The sequence below is a fragment of the Bacillus sp. Pc3 genome, assembly GCF_000815145.1.
GTDB lineage: Bacteria > Bacillota > Bacilli > Bacillales > Bacillaceae > Bacillus > Bacillus velezensis.
Map to the genome: position 1 here is coordinate 2,156,803 of NZ_CP010406.1, position 12,366 is coordinate 2,169,168.

The window sequence follows — 12,366 nt, forward strand, 5'->3', positions numbered from 1 at the left end:
CATATTCTTCACTTCATATACCGATACTCCCGCAGTTTCTCCAAAATCGCCACTTCTTTCATCAGTTCTTCACCGACGTTTGTTTCTTTCACTTTCTTCCGCTCCAGCTCTTTGTCGACTAATCGTTTCACTGTTAAGACGTCGGTTCCGGTGCTCAGCACTTCGGCCTTGGAGTTAAAGTGTTTATGGGCGACGAGCTGCATGCCGTAGGAGTTGTATAAGAGCGTGTAGCCGGCGATGCCTGTTGTGGATTGGTAGGCTTTGGAGAAGCCGCCGTCGATGACGATCATTTTTCCGTTTGCCTTGATCGGATCTTCGCCTTCGATTTCTTTTACCGGTGTATGGCCGTTGATGATATGGCCGTGGTCCGGGTTGAGGCCGAATTCCTTCAGGATGTTTCGGCAGGCTGCTTCGTCTTCACGCAAATAGTAATACGGGTTTTTCTTTTCTTTATGGGTTTCCTTCTCTTTAATGAAATACCGCTCAAAGGTTGTCATGGCGCGTTTTCCGAAGAGGGAAGAGTATTCGCCTGTCCATAAGTACCAAGTCATATCTGTCGCCAGATCATCGGTTTCTTCCGGATGGGCAAACGCTTCCCGTAAGAACCGTTCAAAAACATCTAGCAGCTCACGGCCTGCATAAGCTTTATCCTCTATCATCATCGTTTCCATGCTGCCGTTTTCATCGACGGGAATACAGCCGTGAATCAGCAGGTTGCCGTTATATTTTAAATAAAGGCTGCCTTTTTTCATCATAAAATTCATATGGCGGCCCAGCTTTTCGGAGTTCTGAACAGAGAACAGCAGCTTGTCCATGACTTCTGCTTCTTCTTCTAACAGCTCATCAGGCTGTTTGGGATTCACCGTCGCAAAGCAGGTGTTTTCCAGTTGATATGTTTTTCCGTTCAGCGTGATTTCATTGCGGTCATAATCGATCTTTTCCAGTAACAGCCGTTCCTCCATATTAAAGTTCGGCCGTCTCTTAATAATCGGGCTCTCAAGCTTGAATTGGATCATCGCGATCGCCTGATGAATTTTTGTGATTTGTTTAATCTCATCTTCCGGTCTGTTTTCGTCCGCTTTCGGGCGGAAAGACGGGTTATCATCGTAATATTTTTCGGCAAGGTTCAATAGCGGTCTCAGATTGATGCCGTAAACGTCTTCAATAATATCCAGATTGTCATAGCGGGCACAGATGCGGATAATGTTTGCCAGGCATACTTTTGAGCCGGAATAAGCGCCTATCCAGAGAACATCATGATTCCCCCATTGAATATCCACTGAATGATAGTTGATCAGTTCTTCCATGATCTTATCCGGCTGCGGTCCGCGGTCATAAATATCGCCGACAACATGCAGATGGTCGACCACCAAACGCTGCGTGCTGTAGGCAAGGCCGGTGATCAGCTTATCGGCCTGGCCGAGCGCAATGATCTGTTCTATGATTTCGGAGTAGTATTGTTCTTTGTTGGCGGCTTGTTCTGTTTTGTACAGCAGCTCTTCAGAAATATAAGCAAATTGGGCGGGCAGTGCTTTGCGCAATTTGGAGCGGGTGTACTTGGAAGAACAATAAGAAACGAGCTTAATCATCCGGTGAATCGTTTCTTTATACCACTCGTTTAATGCCTCTTTCGTATCAAAGTCATGTTTGATCAGCTTCAGTTTGTCTTCCGGATAATAGACCAAAGCCGCCAGTTCATCAATTTCTCTATCGTAAATGACGCCGCTGAAAATATCGCGAATCTTCTCTTTAACCCTTCCTGAACCGTTCCGCAGCACGTGCTGGAATGCCTGATACTCCCCGTGCAGATCACTGACGAAATGCTCGGTTCCTTTCGGCAGGTTCAGTATCGCTTTCAGATTAATGATTTCCGTGACCACTTTTTCTTCACAATCGTATTTTTGTGCGAGCAGATCTAAATATTTCGTTTCCAACCTCGTCCATCCCCTTTTTATTTACGAGCAATTGTATGATAAAGTGAATTTAAAGTATGACATAATGTTTAAATGATTAGACCTTATATGATAGTACCGCATAACGCCTTTTTGAGACAATGAAAACGGAAAATACGGCGCTTCAGGCATCATAAATTGGACCGGGATAACGCCGTGCAGCACATCCCTCTATTGACAATGCATTCAACTTCCATTAAAATAAAAAGTTAGCTGATAGGTATTTCTATCAGAAACTCAATACGTAGCAGGCTATGATTGCTGTGGGTCGAACTACAGCAGGAGCGGCTTCTGGAGAGACCGCGGGTTTTCCGCGGCGCCGAAGGGTTCACAATCTCAGGCAAAAGGACAGAAGAGTACCGAATATGTATTTGTCATGCTGTTGATTTTCAGCGGCGCAGATATAATTTGATATTCTTATGACCATGAGATTGGAGGGCATCCAATCTCTTTTTTTATTGGCTTTTTTTGCTCGTCGTTCACTAGAGAGGTAAGGAGGAGTCAGATGTGGAGCAGCGAGAGCTAAAGAGGGACTTATCGAATCGGCACGTGCAGCTGATCGCCATTGGCGGCACGATCGGCACCGGATTGTTTTTAGGGTCCGGTAAGGCGATTCAGCTGGCGGGTCCTTCTATCATCTTTGCGTATTTTATTGTAGGTATTGCGCTTTTTTTCGTCATGCGGGCGCTGGGAGAACTGCTGTTATCTAAAGCGGGATACCAATCATTAACGGATATTGCCGAGGCGTACTTAGGGCCGCGTGCAGCGTTTGTCACCGGCTGGACCTATTGGTTTTGCTGGATTATGACGGCTATGGCGGATGTGATCGCCGTCGGTGTGTATGTGAAATATTGGTTTGATATTCCGCAGTGGATTCCGGCACTTATCTGTTTGCTCATTTTATTAGGGCTTAATCTGTTAACGGTTAAGATTTTTGGAGAATTGGAGTTTTGGTTCGCCTTAATTAAGGTAGTCACGATTCTCGCGTTAATTGTCATCGGTGTGGTTCTGCTGGTGATTGGGTTCAAAACGCATACCGGAACGGTTTCAGCGGCGAATCTGTGGGAGCACGGCGGCTTGTTTCCGAACGGATTTTCAGGCTTTTTGCTTTCGTTCCAGATGGTGATCTTCGCCTATGTCGGTGTGGAATTAGTGGGTGTGTCGGCGGCGGAAACGTCAAATCCGAAAAAAAATATTCCGTCCGCTATCAATAAAATTCCATTGCGGATTTTATTTTTCTACGTCGGGGCATTGCTCATTCTTTTATGTATTAATCCGTGGATGCAGCTGAATGCGGCGGAAAGTCCTTTTGTAAAGACCTTCAGCCTGGTCGGCATCCCGTTAGCCGCGGGAATCATTAATTTTGTCGTATTAACGTCTGCCGCTTCTGCTTGTAACAGCGGGATGTTTTCAACAAGCCGGATTTTGTATAACTTAAGCAAAACGAAACAAGCGCCTGCAAGTTTTGCGAAGCTGAATAAAAATCATGTGCCGAGCCGCGCATTATGGATATCGGTTATTGTGCTGTCAGCTGGCGCTCTTTTAAGCAAATTGATACCGGAAGCGGCTTTTGGCATCGTGACAACCATCAGCGCGATTTGTTTCATTTGGGTGTGGGGCGTGATTCTGGTCTGTCATATCAGATACAGGAAAACCCGTCCGGACTTACATGCAAGCTCGTCTTTCAAGGCGCCGTTTGCGCCGTTTATCAATTACGCCGTGCTGGCGTTGTTTGCCGTCATTCTGGTGATTATGCTGTTTGCGGATGCAACGCGCCCGGCTTTGCTGCTGACGCCGCTGTGGTTTATTGGATTATTTCTTATCTATCGGGCGAGAGGGAGAAAGACAGATTGAATTGCTTCAGACGGTGTACTGCCATGCAGTATGCCGTTTTTTGTTTTGATTGGAAAGCGAGAATATTTGTTAGAAATCAGGCTATAATGATTGTATAATTTAAAAAAAGTGTATAATTTTAAATTAAGCGAGGTGATAATATGAAGTATGAGAAGTTATCTAAGCTTTTTTATAAAACGGATGCTGATTCATATGAAAAAGAATTTAAAAAGAGAACAAGCAGCTATGGCAGTTATTCAACATCATTAAACATACGGGGGTTCCGAAAAGGCCGATCCACGGACGATTCATTTGAGCTATTTTATGTGAATACACATAAACTCATGAAGCTGAATAATGAAGTGTTGTTAAACAGTTCCAAAATTTCATCCCTTATCAGTCAGCTCCCTGAATTTGCTGTCAAACCTTATTTTGATAAATTAATTATTAATGAAGCACAGAGTAATAATGAAATTGAAGGAATCCGCAGTACAAAAAAAGAATTGAAAGAGGCTCTTAAAGCGTTAGAACAATCCGAGCCCTCACATAAGCGGTTTGTCGGGTTGATGAAAACATATCAATTTATAGACCGAATTCCGTCGTTTACAAGCATTCATGACTTTAGGGAATTATATGACGAGCTGGTCGCAGATGAAATCGGAACAGAAGATGCGCCGGATGGTGAGCTATTCAGAAAAGGCTATGTTGAAGTGAACGATGGGAACATGACCACCCATATCGGCGTTAATTCTGAACAAAAGATAACAGAAGCGCTTGAGGCTTTAATTGCTTATCTTCATGATGAAACACATCCCCAGCTGTATCGTTACATGACAGCTCATTACTACTATGAATACATTCATCCTTTTTATGACGGCAATGGAAGAACAGGACGCCTTATCGTTGGGAGTTATTTGTCCCGATACTTAGAAAAATATTCAGCCATCACTTTTTCTTACGCAGTTAATAAGAACAAAGATAAGTATTATAAGGCATTAGAGGAAATTCCCGCACCTTTAAACCGGGGAGAGCTGACTTTTTATTTAATGGATATGCTGGAATTGCTTCTGTCAGGACAAAAAGGAATTATTGAGGATCTTGAATTTAATTTAATGAAACTGAAACGAATTAGGAACTATATTGATAGCGATCAATGGGCTGATTATAAAGATGAACGTGATATTTTTAATATCATTATCACGATTAATGTATTTGTAAATGATCAGGTTACGCTGTCGGTGCAAGATTTAATGGAGCTCTCAAATAAATCGAGACATAAAATTAACAGAGTAATGGATTATTTAGAACAGCAAGGATTTGTTGAGCTGGTAAGCAGAAGGCCAAAATGTTATAAAATCAGCGAGGATTGTTTAGAGGAAATACTGCCTTCTTAATTAGTATATTTAAAAAAGCCGCCATTCATATGGCGGCTTTCACATTAATTCCGGATCAAATAATCAAATGCGCCTAAAGCGGCAGTTGCACCTGATCCCATGGAGATAATGATTTGGTTGTACGGGCCGTCTGTGCAGTCCCCTGCGGCAAATAGGCCGGGAACGCTTGTCGCGCCGCTCTTATCGACGATGATTTCGCCGATGCGGTTGCGTTCGACCGTTTCGTCTAACCATTCTGTATTAGGCACGAGGCCGATTTGGACGAATACACCTTGGAGTTCAACGTGTTTTTCTTCGCCTGTTTCACGGTCAACGAACGTAATGCCGTTTACGTTTTGGTCGCCTGTGATTTCTTTCGTTTGTGCATTTTTGTGCACAGTGACGTTTGGCAGGCTGTAAAGACGTTTTTGCAGGACTTCGTCTGCTTTCAGTTCAGGCGCGAATTCCAGCACAGTCACGTGATTGACGATACCTGCAAGGTCAATCGCCGCTTCGATTCCGGAGTTTCCGCCGCCGATAACGGCTACGTCTTTGCCTTCAAACAATGGTCCGTCACAGTGCGGGCAGTATGCAACACCTTTGTTTTTGAACTCTTGCTCACCAGGTACGTTGACATTGCGCCAGCGGGCACCTGTTGAAAGGATCACTGTTTTACTTTTCAGTACAGCGCCGTTTTCGAGTTCAAGTTCAAAGAGGTCTTTTTTCTCAAGGCGTTTCGCGCGCTGAAGGTTCATGACGTCAATATCATAATCTTTCACGTGCTCTTCAAGGCTTGCAGCGAGCTTCGGTCCTTCAGTCGCTTTAACGCTGATGAAGTTTTCGATGCTCATGGTGTCGAGTACCTGGCCGCCGAAGCGTTCAGCGACGACACCGGTGCGGATGCCTTTACGCGCCGTGTAGATCGCCGCGCTTGCGCCGGCAGGTCCGCCGCCGACAACAAGAACGTCAAACGGCTCTTTGTCGGCAAACTCAGACGCATCTGCGCCGCTGCCCATTTTTGCGAGAATCTCTTCGATGGTCATACGGCCGCTTCCGAAAGATTCACCGTTTAAGAATACAGTCGGAACAGCCATGATGTTTTTGCTTTCCACTTCTTCTTTGAATGCCGCGCCGTCAATCATTGTATGAGTGATATTCGGGTTGAGCACGCTCATCATGTTTAATGCTTGGACGACATCAGGGCAGTTGTGGCACGTCAGGCTGATATAAGACTCGAAGCGGTATTCTCCGCTGATGTTCTTAATCTGGTCAATGACCTTTTGATCAGCCTTAGGCGCTCTGCCGCTGACTTGAAGCAATGCCAGCACTAATGATGTAAATTCGTGGCCGAGAGGAACACCGGCGAATGTAACGCCTGTGTCTTCTCCGGTACGATTAACGCTGAAGCTCGGTGTTCTGTTTAATTCAGTTTTTTCAACTGAAATTTTAGATGACATGGAAGCCAGCTCGTCAACGAGAGCCAGCATGTCCTTAGAAGTGTCATCGTCACCGGCGCTTACTTTGAGAACAATGTCGTTCTCAATTAGCTGCATGTATTGATTTAATTGTGCTTTGATATTTGCATCAAGTACCAATGGAATGCACTCCTTAGATTTTACCTACCAAATCAAGGCTAGGTGTAAGTGTTTCGCCGCCTTCTTCCCATTTAGCCGGGCAGACTTCACCTGGGTTTTGACGAACGTATTGAGCTGCTTTTACTTTGTTTACTAGGTTGCTTGCGTCACGACCGATACCGCCTGCATTGATTTCAACTGTTTGGATAACGCCATCAGGGTCGATGATGAATGTTCCGCGGTCAGCAAGACCAGTTTCTTCGTCAAGAACGTCGAAGTTGCGGGAGATCGTTTGAGATGGGTCACCGATCATTGCGTAAGTGATTTTGCCGATTTTTTCAGAGCTGTCATGCCAGCCTTTGTGTACGAAGTGAGTATCTGTAGAAACAGAGTATACTTCAACACCTAATTCTTTCAGTGCAGCGTATTGTCCTTGAAGATCTTCAAGTTCAGTCGGGCAAACGAAAGAGAAATCCGCTGGGTAGAAGCAGAAAACGCTCCATTGACCTTTCAAATCTTCGTTTGTTACATCGATGAATTCACCGTTTTTGAAAGCTTTTGCTTCGAATGGCAGTACTTCTTTTCCGATTAAAGACATAATATCTTCCTCCTGAAATGTGATTTGAAATATATTAAAAAGACAAAGCATTCACTTTATCTTTCAATAATAATTCTAATTATATATAGATTATTAAATAACATTTATTTTTTGTCAAGCTATATGGGGTATTATTTTCTGCTTTTTTTGCTTTAGATGTTTAAAAACGCCTGGTATAAGCGGTTTGGCGCTGTTTGTCATATTTAGCGCCGGGCGAAAGGGGGATTCTCAATTGGTGAATCGAAACAGTAGGAATCAACCCTTCTATATGGCAGTATAAACCAAAGGGGGTATGATCATGCAAATAAATAACATTACTTTGTACAGTTGTGCGTTGGAGGAGACGAAACACTTCTATGAACGGGTGTTAGGTTTTCCTTTAATTGATGAGTCCGGTGATTCGTTTACCATCAAGGCGGGAGAAAGTGAGTTGGAATTCAGGCGCGCCGATTCTCACTCTCATCCTACGTATCATTTCGCGTTTAACATTCCGAATAATCGTTTTGATGAGGCGAAGGCGTGGATAAAGGATAAAGTCGTTTTTCAAACGGAAGATGGGGAGGATGAGGTGTATTTCTCTCATATTCAGGCGCGTTCCTTTTATTTCAAAGATCCGTCCAACAATCTGGCGGAATTCATCGCGAGAGAAACATCGGCGCCAAGCGCGGAACATTTTTCGATTGAGTCCGTTCTGAATATCGGCGAGGTGAATCTGACGGCTGCCGAAGTCGTATCAACCGGGAGAAAGCTGCAGCGTTTCGGCATTCCGGTGAGAAAGCATGCGCCTCTTAGGGAAAACGGGTTTCATTTTATGGGTGATTACAATGATGGGGCGTTTTTGCTTTTAGGGCCGAGCGGCCGCCGCTGGATTTTTTCTGATCAGCATGCGGAGTTCCATCCGCTGTCTGTCGTTGTGAACGGGACGATCCGCATTGAGGCTGACGGAAAGGGCGGCATTGACATCAGGCGGGCACAGCCGTCATAAAAAAAGCCCGGGCTCAAAAGGCCCGGACTTGAGGTCGTTATTTATAGACAACACGGGTGCTGCACATGATGTCGTGCAGCGTTTTTTTCTCTCCGAAGGCGCCCATGATGAATCCGATATAAAGAATAAGCTTAGATATGATATATGCGAAAGCGCGTCCGAAGGCCTGGCCGATGGAAATCCGTCCGCCATCTTCATTGACGACCTTAAGGCCGAGCAATGCTTTTCCCAGTGTCCCCTGCATCTTTGAGGCCGTGAGCAGGCTGAAATATAAGATACTGATCACAAAAGAGCTCGCAAGAATCGGGATGACGCCGAACACCAGAAAAGAGATGTTAAACTGATTTTCGGTCATGAAGGGGTCAGCCGCCGCAACGCCTGCCGCAAATAAAAAAGAGACCATAAATTGAATGATAAAAATCGGAATTCCTATGATGATTTGATCAATGACGTAAGCCAGAAACCGAATCCAAAATCCTGCCGGTCTTTCCATGTATCTTTTTCTCTCCCTTGCTTTAATCTGGAATATTATACGTAATCATTCCGGATTTTGCAACGGAGCTTAAGCTTTTGCGAGCAGCCTCTTTCCCCATGCCAAGCGTCCCATGATCAGCCCGAAAGCCAGAAGGGCAAACATGATGCCGCACCACATCAGCTGATGGATTCCCAAATGTGAAATAAACCAGCCGCCCGCCGCCGTTCCGATGGTGATGCCGAGGTTGGAAAAAGAGACAAACAGGCTGTTGCCGAATTCGGGCGCCTCCTTTGCTTCCGCAGTAAGCCAAGTCTGGCTGACAATGAGACCGCCGGAATGAACGGCGCCCCATACGAAGACGAGGACGGCCATCGGCGCGAAAGACGTCCCAAACCCGTATATGAGCAAGTAGGCGGCTGTATAAAGAAGCGGAAACAGAATGACGGTCTTTTTCATATTTTTATATAACAAAGCGCCGAAGACGAAATTTCCGGCTATCATAATCACCCCGAAGCTCATCAGCATGAAGCTGACCCATGTGCCGTTCATATGCGACACCCGTCCGAGATACTCCGCAAAATAGCTGTAGACAGAAAACATGGCCGCAAAGAGACAGGTGACGGCAGCGATATTGAGCCACAAAGCCGGTTTGCGAAGGATGCCGAGCTGACTTCTGAAAGACATTTTTTCTGTGACCGGCATGGATGGCAAAAAGAGAAGAATGCCCGTGAATGCGATGAGACTGATGATAGCGCCGAATAAGAAGGCGGCTTCAAGGGATAGACGATCCGCCAGATAAGACGTGAAAGGCACGCCGAACGCAAAGCCGGCGGTGATGCCTGAAAAGACTTTCGTTACGGCTTTTCCGGATTGGCCGGCGGGGACAAGCCGGGCCGCGGCCGCAAGCGCTACAGAAAAGAACACCGGGTGGCATAAAGCCGGAATGATCCGAAACGCCAGCATGACACTGAAATGCGCCGTATACGCGTAGACCGCATTTGAAACGGCAAACATCAGCACCGCCAAAAGCAGAATGACTTTCCGGTTTATGCCTGAAGCAAGCAAGGTCAAAAACGGTCCCGACACAGCGACGATGAACGCGAAAATACTGACAAGCCATCCCGCTTTTGAAGCAGAAATATGAAATCTGTCCGCCACTTGCGGAAGAACGCCGATAATGCCCATCTCGGTCGTGATAATCCCGAAAACCCCCAGTGCCAAAAATAGAATGAAGATGGAGCTGCTTTTTTTCATTGTTATGTATTCCTCCTTTTATAACTACATATACAGAAAAATAGATATGTTAGAACAAAAAAAGCCCTCCTTTCATGGTTATAGCTGGTGCTGAACATAGTCAGCAAAGGCTTTAATTTGTTTTTCATTCCTTCTGTAATAGGTCCACTTTCCGATTCGTTCGGATTCCAGCAGGCCGGCTTTTTGCATGGTCAGCAGGTAGCTGGAGATGACGGACTGCGCTAGCCCCGACTTTGCCTGAATATCACCGACGCAAATTCCGGTGCGGAAACTGAGTCCCTGCTCAAGATAAGGTCTTTCATCAAAATGGTCTTCCGGGTGTTTAAGCCACGTCATAATATCACTTCGTGTTTTGTTAGATAGCGCTTTATGAATCAATATCGGTTCCATAACGTTTATTATATCTATTTTTCTGGATTTGTAAATTCGTTTTTGACAAAACATTCTCAAATTAAGTAAAAATCGTGCTAAAATATAACATATTATCAGATTACCGGTAAAAAAGCCGGGTTATTGTCAGGAGGAGGATATTCACATGAATCAAAAGAAAAAAGGTGCGGTTGCGGTGACCTTGCTTTCCGCTCTGCTGTTTTGTTTATTGCCGGTCCTCGTCTCGCTTTCTCCGCTTGCGGAAACGGGGCCGAACGCGAATCGTTTTAATTCCGCGGGCATGTGGGCCGCCGTCGGCCAGATCTTTGTTATATATGCAATCCCGCTCATTTTGTATATGCTCGGTATTCGTGTCATGAAAATCATCATGGCCGTTTTTTGCGGAATCGGGCTTATCATTTGCGCGGCTGTCTTGTTGGTGGCGTTATTGACCGCAATTTCCTTAGGGCAGGAGCTGTCTCTTTATTACGGCCTTTTCGTTTGGTCAGGCGCGGCTTTTATCGTCAATGTGGTGTGGTATATTGCCGCGTTTCGATCATCCCCGAAGCATCAGCAGGCTATGTGACATTTGTTCTATAAATCTACCGAAAATACAAATATTTCATAGGTTAATTATGGTATGATCGAAGTGATATAGCAGCTTTTAATAGAAACGGGAGGAACTGACATTGAAAAAAAAGACAGCTTCATTGCGAATGAAAACATTGGCGGCCGGCGCTGCGGTTGCTGCGGCTTTATCTGTGGGAGCGGTTTCTGATCTGCCGGGGGCAAAATGGCTGCATCCGGCGGCTGCTCAAGCTGCGGAAACGGTATTTAAACAAAATCATGCGGCATCCGGTTTCTTGGCGGGACGGTATGACGCGCATGCGATGTCTCCGACGATGTTCAACTGGTCAAGAGAAAGCCGGTTTACAAGCACTGCCGATGGCGCGTTAAAATGGGAAAAGAATGTTCCGGCCAATCCTCAAAACGGTGCGGGAGCCGCGGTTGACGGGGACGGCACCGTATTTATTCAATCAAAAGACGGGAAGCTGACGGCGTATCATCCGGACGGTACTGTGAAATGGGTGACGGAAAACCTCGGGACGACCTATACGCTGACTCCGGTGCTCGGAACAAACGGTGTCATTTATCTTCCTTCTCACGATAAAAAACTGTATTTCATCGACAAAGAAACCGGAACCATTTTAACTTCAGTTCCGCTGAGCGGAGCGCCTAGTTCCGATGCGGCTATCGGATCTGACGGCACGCTGTATGTGTCGACGCTGGATAACTATATCTATGCGATTAAACCGACGTCGCCTTCGACATGGACGCAAAAGTGGAAGTTTAAAACAAACGGCGTGGTCGGCTCCGCTCCCGTGTTAGCATCAAACGGCACTCTGTATACGGCAACGTACAATAATATCTTTTACGCGATCAATTCCGGAACGGGCCAAGTGAAATGGTCAAAAACGACGTCCAACGGGTTTAAAGGCTATCCGGTTATTGATAGAGACGGCACCGTTTACGCCGGAAACCAGGACGGCAGCTTATACGCCTATACATCAACGGGTGCTGTAAAGTGGACGTTCCCGTTAAACGGTTTCTCCAGCTCTTCATTAGCGATCGACCATAACGGCAATGTGTATATCGGTTCCGGAAGCGGCGAGCTGTTTTCCATCAGCAAAACCGGCAATATGAACTGGTCTTTCTATACGGACGGGCCTGTGAGAACGGCGCCGCTGATTGATGCGGACGGCAATGTGTACTTCGGTTCTGACGATAAAAATGTCTATGCGGTTGACGCTGACGGTAATGAAAAATGGCGCTATCAAACAGACAGCAATGTCATTTCCTCCCCGGTTCTGGCTGAAGACGGCACGCTTTACGTCGGCACTTATACGAAACTGCTCGCATTCGGGGCAAAAAAATCATAAAAAAAGAATCCGC

At 45.7% G+C, this 12,366-nt stretch carries 11 protein-coding genes and 1 riboswitch; of the genes, 5 read left to right on the top strand and 6 right to left on the bottom strand.

The window, feature by feature from the left end:
• Positions 1-8 precede the first annotated feature (8 nt).
• Positions 9-1,934, bottom strand: a complete 1,926-nt coding sequence (fbp, locus tag SB24_RS10260; RefSeq protein ID WP_014419314.1) for a fructose-1,6-bisphosphatase — start codon at positions 1,932-1,934, stop codon at positions 9-11.
• 299 nt (positions 1,935-2,233) lie between these two features.
• A riboswitch (glycine riboswitch) is annotated at positions 2,234-2,314 on the top strand.
• A 145-nt stretch (positions 2,315-2,459) separates the two neighbouring features.
• Between fbp and SB24_RS10265 the strand changes: the two genes are divergently transcribed.
• Positions 2,460-3,806, top strand: coding sequence for an amino acid permease (locus tag SB24_RS10265; protein ID WP_007614904.1), 1,347 nt, complete (start codon positions 2,460-2,462; stop codon positions 3,804-3,806).
• A gap of 140 nt (positions 3,807-3,946) precedes the next feature.
• Positions 3,947-5,179 carry a Fic family protein gene (locus SB24_RS10270; protein WP_039253237.1) on the top strand — a complete coding sequence of 411 codons (1,233 nt, stop codon included), beginning with the start codon at positions 3,947-3,949 and terminating at the stop codon, positions 5,177-5,179.
• Between the two features lie 44 nt (positions 5,180-5,223).
• Here SB24_RS10270 and ahpF read toward each other — a convergent pair whose 3' ends face one another.
• Both ahpF and ahpC read right to left on the bottom strand, forming a co-directional pair.
• On the bottom strand, positions 5,224-6,753 hold the full coding sequence (gene ahpF / locus SB24_RS10275; protein ID WP_007614902.1) for an alkyl hydroperoxide reductase subunit F: 1,530 nt from the start codon (positions 6,751-6,753) through the stop codon (positions 5,224-5,226).
• A 13-nt stretch (positions 6,754-6,766) separates the two neighbouring features.
• Entirely contained in the window at positions 6,767-7,330 is a 564-nt protein-coding gene (gene ahpC / locus SB24_RS10280; RefSeq protein WP_004393188.1) for an alkyl hydroperoxide reductase subunit C, read from the bottom strand.
• A gap of 298 nt (positions 7,331-7,628) precedes the next feature.
• Here ahpC and SB24_RS10285 point away from each other — a divergent pair, with 298 nt between their 5' ends.
• The gene (locus SB24_RS10285; protein WP_039253241.1) at positions 7,629-8,315 is read left to right on the top strand and encodes a VOC family protein; all 687 of its coding nucleotides are present in this window, start codon (positions 7,629-7,631) and stop codon (positions 8,313-8,315) included.
• 37 nt (positions 8,316-8,352) lie between these two features.
• On the opposite strand, the gene SB24_RS10290 is transcribed toward SB24_RS10285, so the two are convergent.
• The 3 genes from SB24_RS10290 to SB24_RS10300 form a co-directional block, all read right to left on the bottom strand.
• Positions 8,353-8,808: an RDD family protein gene (locus SB24_RS10290; RefSeq protein ID WP_014419310.1), complete on the bottom strand. Its 456-nt coding sequence runs from the start codon at positions 8,806-8,808 to the stop codon at positions 8,353-8,355.
• Positions 8,809-8,877: 69 nt separating this feature from the next.
• Complete coding sequence (locus SB24_RS10295; protein WP_015418583.1) at positions 8,878-10,044, bottom strand: MFS transporter; 1,167 nt, start codon at positions 10,042-10,044, stop codon at positions 8,878-8,880.
• 78 nt (positions 10,045-10,122) lie between these two features.
• A complete protein-coding gene (locus SB24_RS10300; RefSeq protein WP_015240918.1) occupies positions 10,123-10,434 on the bottom strand; it encodes an ArsR/SmtB family transcription factor in 312 nt (103 codons plus the stop codon).
• 145 nt (positions 10,435-10,579) lie between these two features.
• On the opposite strand from SB24_RS10300, the gene SB24_RS10305 reads away from it, so the two are divergent.
• Positions 10,580-10,999, top strand: a complete 420-nt coding sequence (locus SB24_RS10305) for a DUF5391 family protein (RefSeq protein WP_031379181.1) — start codon at positions 10,580-10,582, stop codon at positions 10,997-10,999.
• Positions 11,000-11,129: 130 nt separating this feature from the next.
• The gene (locus SB24_RS10310) at positions 11,130-12,353 is read left to right on the top strand and encodes an outer membrane protein assembly factor BamB family protein (protein WP_099686896.1); all 1,224 of its coding nucleotides are present in this window, start codon (positions 11,130-11,132) and stop codon (positions 12,351-12,353) included.
• The last annotated feature ends 13 nt before the right edge of the window (positions 12,354-12,366 follow it).

Excerpts from the sequence above, each read along its gene's own strand:
- SB24_RS10285 (WP_039253241.1), top strand. The coding sequence starts at position 7,629 with ATGCAAATAAATAACATTACTTTGTACAGTTGTGCGTTGGAGGAGACG.
- SB24_RS10305 (WP_031379181.1), top strand. The coding sequence starts at position 10,580 with ATGAATCAAAAGAAAAAAGGTGCGGTTGCGGTGACCTTGCTTTCCGCT.
- SB24_RS10300 (WP_015240918.1), bottom strand. The coding sequence starts at position 10,434 with ATGGAACCGATATTGATTCATAAAGCGCTATCTAACAAAACACGAAGT.
- SB24_RS10295 (WP_015418583.1), bottom strand. The coding sequence starts at position 10,044 with ATGAAAAAAAGCAGCTCCATCTTCATTCTATTTTTGGCACTGGGGGTT.
- SB24_RS10310 (WP_099686896.1), top strand. The coding sequence starts at position 11,130 with ATGAAAACATTGGCGGCCGGCGCTGCGGTTGCTGCGGCTTTATCTGTG.
- SB24_RS10290 (WP_014419310.1), bottom strand. The coding sequence starts at position 8,808 with ATGGAAAGACCGGCAGGATTTTGGATTCGGTTTCTGGCTTACGTCATT.
- ahpC (WP_004393188.1), bottom strand. The coding sequence starts at position 7,330 with ATGTCTTTAATCGGAAAAGAAGTACTGCCATTCGAAGCAAAAGCTTTC.
- SB24_RS10270 (WP_039253237.1), top strand. The coding sequence starts at position 3,947 with ATGAAGTATGAGAAGTTATCTAAGCTTTTTTATAAAACGGATGCTGAT.